8 protein-coding genes are annotated in these 14,754 nt (G+C 63.1%); 1 reads left to right on the forward strand and 7 read right to left on the reverse strand.

The window, feature by feature from the left end:
* Window positions 1-221 precede the first annotated feature (221 nt).
* The 6 genes from B0T39_RS14870 to B0T39_RS14895 form a co-directional block, all read right to left on the reverse strand.
* The gene (locus B0T39_RS14870; protein ID WP_254894565.1) at window positions 222-2,792 is read right to left on the reverse strand and encodes a TonB-dependent receptor; all 2,571 of its coding nucleotides are present in this window, start codon (window positions 2,790-2,792) and stop codon (window positions 222-224) included.
* A 547-nt stretch (window positions 2,793-3,339) separates the two neighbouring features.
* Window positions 3,340-5,931, reverse strand: coding sequence for a TonB-dependent receptor (locus B0T39_RS14875; protein ID WP_081547936.1), 2,592 nt, complete (start codon window positions 5,929-5,931; stop codon window positions 3,340-3,342).
* Between the two features lie 400 nt (window positions 5,932-6,331).
* Entirely contained in the window at window positions 6,332-8,599 is a 2,268-nt protein-coding gene (locus tag B0T39_RS14880) for a glycoside hydrolase (RefSeq protein WP_081547938.1), read from the reverse strand.
* Between the two features lie 83 nt (window positions 8,600-8,682).
* A complete protein-coding gene (locus B0T39_RS14885; RefSeq protein ID WP_081547940.1) occupies window positions 8,683-9,459 on the reverse strand; it encodes a DUF2861 family protein in 777 nt (258 codons plus the stop codon).
* Entirely contained in the window at window positions 9,459-10,103 is a 645-nt protein-coding gene (locus B0T39_RS14890; RefSeq protein ID WP_081547942.1) for a response regulator transcription factor, read from the reverse strand. The genes B0T39_RS14885 and B0T39_RS14890 overlap by 1 nt, the downstream gene beginning before the upstream one ends.
* Window positions 10,100-11,479, reverse strand: a complete 1,380-nt coding sequence (locus B0T39_RS14895) for an ATP-binding protein (RefSeq protein WP_081548051.1) — start codon at window positions 11,477-11,479, stop codon at window positions 10,100-10,102. The genes B0T39_RS14890 and B0T39_RS14895 overlap by 4 nt, the downstream gene beginning before the upstream one ends.
* 99 nt (window positions 11,480-11,578) lie before the next feature.
* Here B0T39_RS14895 and B0T39_RS14900 point away from each other — a divergent pair, with 99 nt between their 5' ends.
* Window positions 11,579-12,886, forward strand: a complete 1,308-nt coding sequence (locus B0T39_RS14900; RefSeq protein ID WP_081547944.1) for an MFS transporter — start codon at window positions 11,579-11,581, stop codon at window positions 12,884-12,886.
* Between the two features lie 440 nt (window positions 12,887-13,326).
* Here the strand turns inward: B0T39_RS14900 and B0T39_RS14905 are convergent, their stop codons facing one another.
* Complete coding sequence (locus B0T39_RS14905; protein WP_081547946.1) at window positions 13,327-14,721, reverse strand: dihydrolipoyl dehydrogenase; 1,395 nt, start codon at window positions 14,719-14,721, stop codon at window positions 13,327-13,329.
* Window positions 14,722-14,754: the final 33 nt, after the last annotated feature.

The following is a 14,754-nucleotide window of genomic DNA, read 5'->3' on the forward strand; positions in this document are numbered from 1 at the left end:
CTGGGCCAGGCCCGACACCAGCGCGTAGATCAACAGTGCATGGAAGACGATCACGCCGACCAAGCCCGCGATGCGGCGCTTGGGCGGGGGACCGCCGATTCCTCTGGCTGTGATGCTCGTCATGTTTATATCCACTGTCTTCTGATTCGCCCGGCGGCGGCGCGCCGCCGGGCCCGAGAACGGGACGGACCCCAGTCCGCCCCATCCAGTTTCCCGCCGCCTTAGAGCTTGTAATTAGCCTTGAGGAAGAAGGAACGTCCCATCGGATCGGTAAAGCGCGGATCGTAGTTCTGTTGAGTCGAACGCGTTAACTGATTGGAGTAAGGCGGCTCTTGATCGAACAGATTCTTGATGCCGGCGGTTACCGTCAGCTTTTTGTTCCAGGTATAGGAACCAGACATATTCCAGGTGGAGTAAGGTCTGACGTTGTGATTCTGACCTGCCGGGTTGGCATCGGTGTAACCGGACTTGTAGTTCTGAGCCAGCATCGCGCCCCACGCGCCGTAGGCCCAGCCGAAAGTCAGATTGTGTTGCCAACGGAAAGTCGGCCCGCCATCGATATACGAGCCCAAGCTACTGTAATACGGGCCGTTTTTCTCGTTCTGGTAGGAGTACTTGGACAGATAAGTGCCGTCCAGCGTCGCAGTGAAAGTACCAGCGGCGGTCTTGGGCAATACCCAGTTCAGCTTGAGGTCGACGCCGGCGGCGCTCAGATTGCCCAGGTTGTCGTAGTCGTCGATGATGTAGGACAGGTTGCCGTTGGCATCGCGGACAAAGTTTTTAGAATACTTGACCGGATCCGCGAAGATGGCGGTTTCATCCAGAACGCTGATCTGGCCCTTAATCATGGTCCACCAGAAGTCGGCGCTGGCAGTGAAATCCTTGACCGGTTCGATCACCATGCCAAAGGACAAGGAGGACGACTTTTCCGGTTCCAGCTTCTTGTTGCCGGCAATACGTTTATTGCGCTGCATCTTGGTACAAGCGGTACCGTCTGCGCCCGGTGCCGGATTCACGCCGTCCGGACAAGCGCCGTAATCAACGTAGCTGCTACTGGTCAGCTGCAACTGGTTGGGACGATAGATGTTGTACAGCGACGGCGCGCGGAAGCCGGTACTGGCCGAGCCGCGGAACATGACTTGCGAACTGGGCTGGAACTTGAAGGCGACCTTTGGATTGATAGAGCTGTCGGTATCGCTGTAATGGTCGTAGCGCGCAGCCAGTTGTACGTCCAGGTTCTTCAACACCGGAATGTCCGCTTCGCCGTAGAAAGCGTAGGCGGAACGGCTGCCGCTGGAGTCTTCGGTCTTGTCCTGTCCCGTGCTCAAGGCCTCGCGAGTCACCGCCTTGTTATAGATGGTGCTCAAGGACTCGCGGCGCACTTCCGCGCCCAGTGCGATCGCCATCATGCCGGCCGGCAACTGGAGCACTTCGCGGCTGGCCTTGATGTCCGCCATGTCGATGGTGGACTTGGCTTCTTTGGTCTGGCCGGTCATGCCCACCGAGCGCCAGGCAGCCAGATTGTTGCCGGACAGATCGAACGGATCCAATGCGCCGCTATCGACCGCGGACTGCATCTTGCTCTTGCTGACGTAGCCGGAGGTCAGGTTTTCCTTGATCAGGTTTTCCGAACGGCCAATGCCGGCGCGGTAATCCCAACCGGCGATCAGGCCTTCCATATTCAGCATCAGGCGCTGGGTGACCGAGTTGGCCTCGGTCTCGCGATTGCCCAGCGGAATGGTGCGCACATACAGTTTGTCGCGCTTGCTCGGGTCCACCGCGTTGGCGCGGGTGATGTCGCCGGCGGTAGGCAGCGGCGCGTTCTGCGCAGTGGTGATGGTTTCGGTGCGGGTGTATTGCAGCGACAGCTCGTGGTTGTCGCCAATGCGCTTGGTGGCCTTGATCAGGCCGGAAATCTGCTCCACCTGCGGGATGATGCTGGGGTACAAAGAGAAATACTCAACGCAACGCCCGCCTACGTACTGCGAAAAGGGCGGCGCGCATTTCGGCGCGGAAGGCGTCACCCACTTGTTGGTTCTGCCGTCCAGATAGTTGCCGGGCCATGCATTGGGGCTGGTGCTGGTATAGGGAGTGATTTGCTTGGCGAAATCACGCTGCCCCGCCATCACCATATCCTGCTTCAGATAGTCGATGGCACCGTAAACGTTGAAACCATCCTGGTTCAGATCGCCAATGCCGTAGGAGGCGTTGACGCGCTTTTCATCGCCGCCGCCGTGCTGCGGATTGGCCAGGCTGCCGCCGATGCTGAAGCCCTTCAAGCTCTTCTTGGTGATGAAGTTCATCACGCCGCCGATGGCGTCGGTGCCGTAGATGGCGGAGGCGCCGTCCAGCAACACTTCCACGCGCTCGATGGCGGACAGCGGAATGGCGTTCAGGTCGGCGGAGGTGCCGTCGATCGCCTGATTGGCCATGCGGCGGCCGTCCAGTAGCACCAACGTGTATTGATTGCCCAGGCCGCGCAAGCTGGCGAAAGAGCCGCCGCCGGAGGACGCGCCAACCGAGGCGCTGGCGCCTTGCGACGATTGGTTGGCGGCGATGCTGTTGACCACCTGCTCCACCGTGGTCAGGCCCTGTTTGGCCAGATCTTCAGTCTTTAGAATGGTGACCGGCAGCGCCTTTTCCTGCTTGATGCTGCGCTTGATGTTGGAACCGGTGATCTCCACCCGGTCCAGTTGACCTGAGTTCGCCTCAGCGGCGAATGCGAACGGCGCATGGCTCGCCATGCCGGCCAAGGCCAGGGCAAGCACTAGCTGCTTCTTTTGACTTCTCAACTTGATTTCTCCTTAACTGCACACGGAAACCAGCAGCGCTTCTGTCGAACGTTTGCTGGATACTGCAGGTCGTCGACAATCGAACGTCATGACCGTGTTTCGAGTGTGTTAAGGATTGTTGCTTCTCGTCAATATTTGTTGAGGGACGATCCGTGGTGTCCGGCGGCTCTTTCCAACGCCCCGTTTGACGGAGAAATGCGTAAAAATCATGTTAGCGCTTGAAAATCAATAGACTATGCCCCTGATTTTTGCCAGCAGCTTTTACGAGACCCTGCTAATTCCATGTCATTTTTTATGGTGGACACAACTTGCCATTGTTGCTTTTTTGCATTTTCACGACAAATTTGTACAAGAATTTCAGACTAGGCAAATTTTGCAAAAACTTATGCATTCGTTTTTTTAATGGCTGGTATGAAAAAATTCGCCATCCCATAATCAAAGCCACGCCCGTCTACTCCCTTCCATACAAGCAAAATTATTCCAAAAACATAAAGCCCCGCCGCGCCAAACGGCGCGACGGGGCTTGATCAAACCGCTTTGGTGAGGCTTAGAACTTGTAGTTGGCTTTCAGGAAATAAGCGCGTCCCACCGGATCCGCCACCACCGGGTCAAAGCCGTACTGGAAGGTCTTGGTCTGGTTGCTGAACGGCGGCTCCTGGTCAAACAGGTTGCGAATGCCGGCGGTAATGGTGAGCTTCTTGTCCCACACATAGCTGCCGGACAGGTTCCAGTTGGAGTACGGGCGCACATTATGGCCTTCATCGTTGGGATTCAGGTCGGTGTAGCCGGACGAGTAGTTTTGCACTAACACTCCGCTCCACGGCCCCTGTGCCCAGTTGAACGCCAGGCTGTGCTTCCAGCGCAAGGTCGGCTGCAGAATATTCTGATACCAGCCGCCCAGCGAGCTCAGATACGGACCCTTGGGCTCCATCTGCTGCTGATATTTGGAGGTGTAGGTGCCGTCCAGGTTAACGCTGAAATTGCCCCAGGCCATCTTGGGCAGACGGAAGGCCAGGCTGATGTCCACGCCGGCCGCGCTCAGGGTACCCAGGTTCTGGGTGGTGGTGATCACGTGGTTGAGCGATCCGTCCGCGTTGCGCACGAACTTGTCTGCATACTTGCCCGGATCGGCGAAAATCACGCCCGGATCCAGCGCGCCTATGGTGTCCTTCACCGTGGTCCACCAGAAGTCCGCGCTGGCGGTGATTTCCTTGATCGGCTCGATCACGATGCCGAAGGTCAGCGAACTGGCCTTCTCCGGCGACAAGTTGTTATTGCCGCCCTGCAAGGCTTCGAACTGGGTGTTGCAATCGTCCACCTTGTTGCCGCCGTTGGCCGGCGTGCCGCCCGGGCAGCGCAAGGGGTCGTTGAACTTGTTGGCGGTGTAGGTCTTGCTGTTGGGCGTGAACACGTCGTACAGCGTCGGCGCGCGGAAGCCCTTGCTGGCCGAGGAGCGGAACAAGACCTGCGGGATAGGCTGGTACTTGACGGCGATCTTCGGGTTGAAGGAACTGCCGAAGTCGGTGTAGCGGTCGTAGCGCGCAGCCAATTGGGCGTCGAAGTTTTTGAAAATCGGAATATCCGCTTCGACATAGGCCGCGGTCACGCCGCGGCTGCCGCTGGTGGACTTGGAGTCGGCAATGCCGGAACCCAGCGCGAACTGGGCGATATCCTGGATCTGGCTGTCCAACTTCTCGCGCCGGGTTTCCACGCCGAAAGCCGTCGCCATCATGCCGGCCGGCAGCTGCAACACCTCCTTGCTGACTTTGAAGTCCGCCATCACCGTCTGATACTTGGCGATCCAGCCGTCGCCCTTCAGCTCGGTGCTCTGCCAGGCGCCGGGCGCCGAATCGCCGAAGGGGTTGATGGTGCCGTCCTGGAAGGCGGCGGCGATCTTGTCGCCGTGCACATAGCCGGACTTGTAATTGATGGTGGTCTTGTTCTCGGAGTAGGCCACCCCGCCACGGTAATCCCAGCCCGCCAGCAAGCCTTCGGCGTTGAAGGCCAGCCGCTGCGTGGTGGACAGGCTCTCGGTCACGCGCGGCCCCAACGGCACCGAGCGCGAGTTGATCACCACATCGCTGCCGTCGGTGGGCGTGCCGTCCGGCAAATGGGTCGGGTAATACTTGTCGCCCGCCTTCAGGGTGGCGATCTTGGCCAGCGGCGCCGGCGAGATATGGGTGGTGCTGAGGTTGCGCGCGCCCATGTACTGCAGCGACAGGGTGTGATCCCCAATCTGCTTGGTGCCCTTGACGAAGGCGGTCAGCTGCTCCACCTCCGGCGTCAAGTCCATGTAGAGGTTGGCGTTCTCGCCACAGGAGTTGGCGTCTATCGGCTTGGCGTACGGCGGTTTGCAATTCGGCGCCGCCGGGTTGTAGGCGTTGCCCTTGTAAGTGAAGTTGGACGGGAAGACCCGGCCGCTCAGGTTGTCCGCGGTCAGGTATTTATTGGCGAAGGAACGGTTCAGCGTGGTGATGGCGTCCAGCTTCTGATAACTCAGGGAGCCGTAAACGTTGTAACCGTCCTTGCTCAAATCGCCGATGCCGGCGGTGATGCTGGCGCTGCCGGTATTGCCGCCCTTGTGGTCGGTGGACACCAGTTCGCCCGCCACCGTCACGCCTTGGTAACTCTTCTTGGTGATGAAGTTGATCACGCCGCCGATGGCGTCGGTGCCGTAGATGGCGGAGGCGCCGTCGCGCAGCACCTCGATGCGCTCGATCGCCGACAGCGGGATGGCGTTCAAATCCGTGGCGTAGCCGCCAATCGCCTGGCTGGCGACACGGCGGCCGTCCAGCAGCACCAGCGTGTACTGCGAGCCCAGACCGCGCAGGCTGGCGTAGGAAGCGCCGCCCGACACCGTCTGCACCGACGAAGCGCCCACCATGCTGGACTGGTTGCTGGCCAGCGAATTCACCACCTGCTCCACCGTGGTGAAGCCCTGCTTGCTCATTTCCTCAGTGCGGACCACCGTCACCGGCAGCGCCTTTTCTTGCTTGATGCTGCGTTTGATGTTGGAGCCGGTGATTTCCACCCGATCCAGGGTGCCGCTGCTGGACTCCGCCGCCCAAACGCTGCCGGCTTGGCCGCCCAGGCCTGCCAGGGCCAAGGCTAGCACCAACTTCTTCTTGCTAGTTCTCATGATTTCTCCAGTCATGTGTCTAACCTGCTTAGCGCGCTTCTCTAGACACGCTTTCAGCAGATCATCCAGCCACAGACTATTTGTCATATGGCCTGACACGATGCTTGGAGCATTTATTACAGACGGTCAATCAACATCATGATTTGTCACATACGGCTCTTCCGCTCATGGCGGCTTCCAAAGCGGAAGCGAGGCGCCTACTCCCCACGAAAGGACCGCCGACAAAGGATTCCACTCCATGAGCAAGTACGGACCGTCGCGGTGGCCAGCGCGGCGGCGCGTTGCCTTTTTGCCAATGTGCTGCGCTGCGCAACATTTTCATGACATGTGTAAAAATCAGCAAGACGATTAAATCAATGCGTTTAACTCATGCCTGTGGAGCGCAGGGCCAAGCGCCGGCTCATAACGCAAGACCCTGTCCGCAAGCCTTTAAAGTAACCGTGCGTTCCGGCTGTCCGGCCAACTGCGCCCGCATCGCCTGGCCGGCCAACTCGCGCCCTTCAAGAACGCGCGGCTCCGCGCTGAAATTCACCGTCAGCCGGCTGCCGTCGGCAAAACGGGTTTGTTGAGATAGGCGATCCGGCGTCAGCCAGGCAAAGCCGGTCATGGCCTGGGTCGCCAGTTGCCGGTGCAGCGGTCGGAACACCTGATCGGCGCAACGCATCAGCGGCAGCCGCTTCTCCAGGCTCTCCGCGCTCACATGCCAAAGCGGCGGTGTGTTGTACAACCATTGCGCCAACAGATTATCGGCATAGGCGTTGCTGAACTTCAGGTTGTCGTACAGCCAGTGATTGGTGGTGACGATGGAGTCGTGGAACACCGCTTGGTAGAGCGGCAGCCGGTAACGCGGCTGGTAGTAAATATTCAGATAGGGTTGCTTCAAGGGTACCGAGCGGAAAAACACCTCGGGCTGATCCGCCGGAAACCAGCGACCCAGGAAGTACGGCGACTTGGGGTTTTTCTGCAGATCGGGATCGCCCCAGCCCAGCACCGGCACCTGCATGCCGTGCGCGAAGGCGATTCCTCGCGAGGTGGCCGCGTTGCCGTTCTCCGAACCCACCGGCACGCCGAAACGATCCCGCACCCAAGCCATGCTGCGTTCGTTGCCGGCCGCCACTCCGGCCTGGCTCATGCGCCGGCCCGGCGTGTAATCGTCAAACACCATGCCGGTGGCGTAAGCGTCAAGAAACCAGCTGTTAAAGCCCAACGCCCGATGCAGCGCCTGGCTGCGCTGACGCAACACAGGCCGCACGCACTCCGGATTGGTGTAATAACCGGACTGCTGGAAACCGCTCTTGCGCCGGCCGCTGGCCAAGGTAATGCCGCAGTCTCGATACGCGGCGGTGCCCTGCTGCGCCGTCAGCCAGTCTTCGCGCTTCCCTGGCGGCAAGGCGGTTTCGTAGGAGTCGTAGGACGCCATCAGATAGCCGGCGCGCACGCCTTCCTTCATCGCTTGCGGCTGCCACAAGCCCCCTTCCCAATTGTCCACGCCCAGCCACAGCCGCTCCAGACCGGCCGCGCGCAATGCCCGGAGCGTGCGGAGCGATAAGCCGCCGCCCCAATCATCCGGCTTGGCCAAGGCCGCGCCGAACACCGCTCTCACCTCGCGTCGCAAGCGGCGGTAAGGCGCGGCCAGCTTGCTCCACTCCGGCGCGGCGCTCAGCCAAGCGGCGCGCGCCTCCGCCGTGGCCGCCTGGTTGAAAGCCGCCAACAAGACCCGGCGCTGGTAGGCGTCCGGCTGGGGCGAAGCCGTCCGCAGCGTGGCGGCGGCTTCCGCGTCGAAGCGCCCTCTCAAGCGCCGCGCCAGCGCGCTGTCGCCTCGCAACAGGCTCACCCAGCGCCCCCAGTCGCGTACATCGGCCGCGCCCAGTAAATCATTGCCCCATAGATAGACATGGCTGGCGCCCACCAGCTTGGCGGTTTCCGGCTGCGCGCGCATCTTGTCCACCAGACTTTCGAAACGCCCCTCCCCGATCAACCATTGCCGATAACGTTTGGCTCCTGCCAAGGGGTCGCCGTCCGCCAGATGCAGCAGCAGCGTCATCGGCTCCTGTCGGTTCAAGACGTTGAAATCATGACTCAGCGCCAGCCCCAGACCGGCGCCGTCCCGGCTAACCTTCAAACGATTGTTAAAGGGATTCAACAGCAGCCAATGCAAGCTGCTTGCGCCGTAATCCATGCCCCACAGAGGCAGGCTGAGGTTTTCCGAAGTGTTTAGCCCGTCGCCGGCGAAGCGCGGCAGGAAATCCAGCCACAACGGATCGCCGGCCGGCGCATAGCTGCCTTCGGCCAAGGGCAGCAACAAGCCGCGCCCCATCGCCGCCGCCGGCTGCCTCAGCAGCGGCACGGTTTCCGCTGCGCCGGTCCCGGCTTGAACCGTCAACGTCAGGTCCGGCCCGTCCAAGCGCGCGTTCAAACGATAACGATCGCGCTCCCAGGACCAGACGGCGCCGGCCGCGTCCGCGCTCAGGTTCTCCACCGCCCGCGCAGGGCCGCCCGTTGACACCGCCAGCGGCGGCTGTCCGGCCGGCGTCGCGGTCACTGCCAGGGTGGCCGGGTCCAGCGCCACCCGCCACTGGGCGTTTTCCAAGCGGATCTGCGCCCAAGCGCTCAAGGGCAGGCTCATCGCCGCCAGCGCCAGAACAAGGGAACGAGGGGATATCGGCATCGCGGGCACTCTCCATATTCGAATCAAGATGAAGAGATTAGAAAGGCAAAGGCCCTCGCGATTGTCAGGCCAATGTCAGGATTTCAACGCGGCCCGACCTGACGGTGCGCCACCCTCAGCACCAATTGACCGCGCGCCTCGACGCGTACCAAGGCCACGCTCTGCCATAGCTCGCCCCGGCCGGGCGGCCAGCGCAGCGCCTCGCCCAGTTCGCGCCGCCGCCACCAGACAAAACCGTAATCGCTGCGCCGCAGTAGCGATTGCTCCAGCCACGGCTGCGCGCAGGCCGCGCGCGGCGGCGGCAAACGCGATACCGCCAGCGGGCTGCGCGACAGCCAGTCCAGATTGGCCACCTCCGGCAAAGCCAGCTCGGCCTGCCATTGCCGGCCGCCGGCGCTAAGCTGCAAGCGGTAGGCTCCCGCCGCCAGCGGCCGGCTCAAATCCGCGCTTTCCAATCGAAAACCTTGGCCGTCCTCCCGCTCCAGCAAACCACCGCGCAACAGATCATGCCCGCGCGCGTCCAATAGCCGCGCGTCCTCCAGCGCGCCGCGCCCGCTCAACACTACCCGGTAGGCGCGCGCCAGCGGCATGTCGCGCTGCGCCAGCTCCAGCGTCAAACGCGGCAGCCAAGCCGGCAGCGTCAACGGCGCGTCCTTGCCGCAATGCTCGGCGCTCAGCGCCGCCAAAGCCTGTGTCCAGGCTTGCCGCTGCGCCTGGCTGCGCAGCGCCGGCCAGCTCTCGGACAGCGCGCGCCAGGCGGCGTCATCGTCCGCCCCCAACAAGGCTCGGTTCAAAACCGCCAGCGGATCGGCGCAGGCCGGCGCGGCCAGCGCCAGCCACAAGCACAATGCGCGCCGCATCAGGACTTCTCCAACCGATAGCCGACGCCGCGCACGGTTTCGATGGCGAGGCCGGGCAGTTTCTGCCGCAGTTGCAGGATATGAGTGTCCACGGTGCGAGTGGATGGGAAGTGCTCATAGCCCCAAACCTGGTTCAGCAATTCGTCGCGGCTCATCACCCGCCCGGCCATGCGCGCCAACAGCGCCAGCAGTTCAAACTCGGTGCGCGTCAAGGCCACTTCCCTTCCCTGCCAGTTCGCCGACTGCCGGGCAGGTTGCAAACTCAATGCTCCCAGGCTCAGGCTGCCGTCGCCCAAAGGCCGCAACTGGGCGCGAATCCGCGCCAGCAATTCCGCATGAGCGAAGGGCTTGCTCAGATAGTCCCGCGCCCCCGCCTCCAGCCCGGCCACCCGGTCGCCCACCTCCACCCGCGCCGTCAGGACGATCACAGGCAAGGCTTTCTGCGCCAGCCAGCCGGGCAAATGCCGCAGGCTGTCGCCGTCCGGCAAGCTGCGGTCCAGAATAACCAGATCGGCGCGCAGCCACTGCGCGGCCACCTCTTCCGCCCGCCCCAGCCACAGGCAGCGATAGCCGGCGTCTTCCAAAAAACGGCTCAGGCCATCTCCCAGCGTGGCGTCGTCTTCAATCAGCAGCAAGGTGTTCATAGAGGGAAATCCTGTTGCGACGCCCGTTTGGCGGGCAGTTGCAAGCTAAACCTCGTGGGCGGCCCCGACAGGCGCAGCCGCCCGCCCAACCGCGCCAGCACCCGCCTGACAATGGCCAGACCCAAGCCCATGCCCTCGCCGCCGCTGCCCCGCCGCGTCAGCCGGCGCAGCCGGTAATCCGCCAAACGGCCGCCGTCGCACACCGTCAGCGTCAAGCTGCGGCCGTCCCAATCCGCCAGCAATCGCCAGGGCGGCCGGCCATGCCGACGCGCGTTGACCAACAAATTGTTCAGGCACAAACCCAGCCAATACGCCGGCAGCAGCAGCATCGCGTCCTCGTTCAGGCAAAAAGCGGCCTGATGCCGCTCCGCGATTGCGTCCAGCCATTCCGCCAGCCGCACCGCTTGCCGCCGTTCGTCCAGCCTGTCTGCGGACAGATAATGACGGCTGGCTTCGGCCAACTGGCGCAGGCGGCTGACGCCGCCGGCCAAATGTCCAAAATGGTCTTGAGCGGAATCCGGCAAACGGTCGAAGTCCCGGCGCAGTCCCTCCACCACGCCGGCCAGGCCGGCGATAGGCGTTCGCAGCTCATGGGTCAGCATCTGCAAGGCGAAACGCCGCTCCCGCTCCAGACGCCGCCGCTGCCAAGCCAGCCAGCCGGCGCCGGCCAGCGCCAGCCCGGCCAACCCCGCCCACAAAGCCCGCCAAGGCATGGCCGACGCCGGCGTAGGATTCAGACACAAGCCGTCCAGACGCTCCGCGCAGGCGCCCTCGCCCGCAGACACCCTCACCCCGGCCGCTTCCGCTCGCTCCCGCCAGACAGCGGCCGGGTAAACCCGCCAGTAGCCGTCGCGCAGCCGCCACAAGGCGCCGTCCTGCCACAGCCAACGCGAGCCGGCCAGCAAAGCGTCCAGGTTATCGTCGGACAAAGCGCCCAAGCGCCCCAGCTCGTCGTCGCGCTCGCGCACATGCAGCCAGTCCGCCACCTCCGCCCTCGACCGGCCCTGCCGCCAATGCCCGGCGCTGCTGCCGCCCAAAGGGTGGACCGGATGCAGACGCAGCCAATCATCAGGCAAACGCCCGCCCGTACAGCGTCTGCGTTCAAAATCACGCCATAGCGCCGGCACGGAAGACAAATCCCCCTCGCAACCGCGTTCATGCGCCGCCAACTGCCGCAAGGCGCGCAGGCCGTAGCGGGACCAAGCCGGCTGCAACGACGCCGGATCGATCAGGCCCTCGTCCAGCGACTGGATCCGAGCCAGCGCCAAAGACCGCGCCGGCCCGGACGCCGCCAAGACGGCGTCCAGCCGTGACGACAAGTCCCCGGCCCAAGCCGCGTGGCAGATCAGCAGACAACAACACAGACGTAGCATCATGCGCCGCATTATACGGAAAACCCGCCGCCGCTCGGCTGACAGCTCGCCGCGAATCCGCTAGCATGCGTTTCCGGCTCATGACACAAGATCGGCATCCCCGTGAAAGCAGGCTTTTCCTTCTTCGCCACCCGGCGCTTCTTTCCGCTGTTCGGCACCCAGTTCCTAGGCGCGTTCAACGACAACCTGCTGAAAACCGCCATCGTGGTGCTGATCAGCTTTCACGGCCTCAGCCTGGCCGGCCTGCCGCCGGAACAGCTGGTCAACTTAGCTGCCGGCGTGTTCATCCTGCCCTTCTTCCTGTTTTCCGCCACCGCCGGCAAGTTATCCGAACGCTACGACAAAGCCGTCATCGCCCGTTGGATCAAGCTGGCCGAAATCGCCATCATGCTGTTGGCCGGCGTCGGCTTCTTCCTGCACTCCGCCGGCCTGTTGCTCGGCGCGCTGTTCCTGATGGGCGCCCACTCCGCTTTTTTCGGCCCGCTCAAATATTCGGTGCTGCCGCAATATCTGAAAGAACACGAATTGGTGGGCGGCAACGGCCTGATCGAGATGGGCACTTTTCTCGCCATCCTGATCGGCCAGATCGGCGGCAGCATGCTCACCACCGGCGGACCCTACCTGATCACCGCCACCTTGCTGGCCACCGCCATGCTCGGTTACGGCGCCAGCCGCGCTATGCCGCCGGCCCAGCCCGGCGCGCCGAAGCTTAAGCTTTCCTTCAATTTCCTCAAGGATTCCGTGCTGCTGATGCGCGACGCCTGGCGCATCCGCGACGTGCGCTGCGCCATCCTCGGCATTTCCTGGTTCTGGTTGATGGGCGCGGTCTACACCACCCAGCTGCCCACCTTCACCCGCCTGCATCTGGGCGGGGACGCCGGCGTCTACACGCTGCTGCTGGCGCTGTTCTCCATCGGCATCGGCCTGGGCTCGGTGGTCTGCGCCAAGTTGTCGCAGGGCAAGCTGCAACTGGGCATAGTGCTAGTGGGCAGCGTCGGCATGACACTGTTCGGCGGCGATCTAGCGCTGTCGGCCTTGCCTCACTATCGGGGCGAGCTGATCGGCCTCGCCGATTTCCTGGCTCGCGCCGGCAGTTGGCGCAATATGGTCGACGTGGCGCTGCTGGGCTTCTTCGGCGGTTTCTTCACCGTGCCGCTGTACACCTGGCTGCAAACCGCCAGCCCTGACGATTTCCGCTCTCAGGCCGTGGCCGCCAACAATATCGCCAACGGCTTCTACATGGTGGCCGCCGCCATCGGCAGCGCGCTGGCGCTGAAGCTGTACGACAGCATCGCCATCCTGCTGCTGGCCACCGCCGCGCTCAACATCCTGGCCACGCTGCATCTGCTGAGCGCCGCCCCGGTGATTTGGCGGCAGCGGCTGGACTGGCTGCGGGCGCTGCGCGGCTGATTAGAGAAAACCACGCGCCTCTGCCCCCTCTCGCTCAGCCTCGTTGGTCCCATGAAAAAACCGCCCCGATGCCTCGGGGCGGTTTCACAATACGCTAGGCTTTCATTGCGGCGCACAGTAAGTCGGCTCCGCGGGACAATAAGAGCGAGGAAGACAACGCCCATCCCAGCACCATCAACCCGATTCCCGCCACGCACAGCGCCATACGTTCATGGTTCATGCATTTCTCCAAATAGTCACCGGCGATCTTGCCTGGCTTGGGGAGATGCAGAACAAGCAGAGATAATCCACTGACCGGCTTCGAAGCGCAGCGGACGTTGCCCCACCACTATAACGATGGCCCAATAAAAAACCCGCCATGGCGGGGACCATGAGCGGGCTCGCGATACTGGATGCGGACCAAAGCCGGAGCATCCAGCGCGGCAAGTTTTAAGCGGGCCTCAGTCCCGCGCCAGCTTCGCCGCGGCGTCGCGCAGCGCGGTGCGCAGCCCTTCCTCTATCACCGGGTGGTAGAACGGCATGTCCAGCATCTGAGCGATCGTCAAGCCTTGCTGATGACTCCAGGCCAGCAAATGGGCCAGGTTCTCGGCGCGCGGGCCTATCATTTCCGCCCCCAGGAAGCGGCCGCTGGCGCGATCGGCGTAAACATGCAGCAAGCCTTGGTTAACGCCCATTACCCGGCTGCGGCCCTGATCTTCGAAGCTGACTTCGCCCACCACGAATTCGCCCTCCGGCAAATCGGCGAAGCGGCTGCCCACCATCATCATTTGCGGGTCGGAAAACACCACGGCGATGCTGGAGCGGCGCAGGCCGGGCTGTACCGCCGGATACAGCCCGGCATTGTCGCCGGCAATCTTGCCTTCGTCGGCGGCCTCGTGCAGCAGCGGCAGGATATTGTTGGCGTCGCCGGCGATGAACACCGGCGAGTTCCCGCACTGCAGCGTCCGCGGATCGAACTTGGGCACGCCGCCGGCATCCAGCTCCAGGCCGGCGTTTTCCAAAGCCAGACCGCGCACATTGGGAGCGCGGCCGGTGGCGGCCAGCACATAATCGAAACGCTCGCAGACCTCCTCGCCGTCCAGATTGACATAGCGGATCTGCGCCTTGCCGTCGGCCAAGCCCATTTCCAGCACCTTGGCGTCCGGGTCCAGGTAGAACTCCCGGCCCAGCGCCTGGCTGGCGTAGTTGCGCACCGCCGGATCGGACAGCGGGCCGACGCCGCCGCCGCGGCCGAACACGCGCACTTTGACGCCCAGCCGGGACAGCGCCTGCCCCAGTTCCAGGCCAATGACGCCGGGGCCGAACACCGCCACGCTTTCCGGCAGCGTTTCCCAGTCGAACACATCGTCGTTGATGATCAGCTTGTCGCCAAAGACCTGAAACGGCGGCGGGATCAAGGGTGAAGAACCGGTGGCGATCACCACGCGGCGCGCTTGCACCAGCGTGTGCTCGTCTACCTGCAAAGTGGTGTTGTCGATGAAGCACGCGTAACCGCGCAAGCGGTCTTGCGGCAGAATGCTTTCCACGCCATTGAGCACGAAGCCGACGAAACGGTCGCGCTCCCGCTTGACGCGCTCCATCACCTCGCGGCCGTCGATGCGCACTTCGCCATCGATATGCACGCCGAAGGGCGCGCTGTGGCGCGGCTGGTGCGCGGCCTCGGCGGCGGCGATCAGCAGCTTGGACGGCATGCAGCCGACGCGGGCGCAAGTGGTGCCGTAAGGACCGCCTTCAATCACCACGGCGCTGGCGCCGCGAGCCTTGGCGGCGCGGTAGGCTGCGAGGCCGGCGGTGCCGGCGCCGATCACGGCGACATCGATGTTCAAGGTATGCATTTCATTCCTTTCGGTATCGGGATACGGCACGGC

It is taken from the genome of Chromobacterium haemolyticum (genome assembly GCF_002081825.1).
Lineage (GTDB): Bacteria > Pseudomonadota > Gammaproteobacteria > Burkholderiales > Chromobacteriaceae > Chromobacterium > Chromobacterium fluminis.